Source organism: Variovorax sp. 01N429 (genome assembly GCF_056399425.1).
This window is the reverse complement of sequence record NZ_JBFTRG010000125.1, coordinates 1-447: the sequence shown is the minus strand read 5'-3', so window position 1 is coordinate 447 and position 447 is coordinate 1. Positions and strand designations below refer to the sequence as shown.

Annotated in this window: 1 protein-coding gene; it reads right to left on the bottom strand. The window is 70.2% G+C overall.

What is annotated here, in order from left to right; all coding sequences use genetic code 11:
• Positions 1–447: sigma-70 domain-containing protein (locus AC1DSF_RS30895; protein WP_478184124.1), on the bottom strand; the 447-nt coding region annotated here is incomplete at both ends.

Here is a 447-nt window from a genome sequence, read left to right as displayed (position 1 = left end):
CGCATGGACAGGATGCGGCGGTCGCGTTCCGGCAGGGCGGCGATCAGGGGCTTGAGGACCGCCAGGTTCTCGGCCAGCTCGAGCCGGGAGTCGTCGTCCCCGAGGCGTTCGGCGAGCGGGAGCGTTTCGTCGTGGCCGTCGGTGCCCGGCAGGTCCAGGGAGCCGGTGCTGCGCGCGTTGGCGGCGGTGATGCCTTCGACGATCTCGTCTTGGGACAGCCCCAGGTGGTCGGCGAGTTCGGCGACGGTCGGCGAGCGGTCGAGGCGCTGGAACAGCTTCTCCTGGGCCTTGGCGATGTCCAGGTGCAGTTCCTGCATCTTGCGCGGCACGTGCACGGCCCACGTGGCGTCGCGGAAGTGCCGGCGCATTTCCCCGAGAATGGTCGGCAGCGCGAAGCTGACGAACTCGGCGCCGCGGTCCGGGTCGAAMCGGTCGATCGCCTTGATC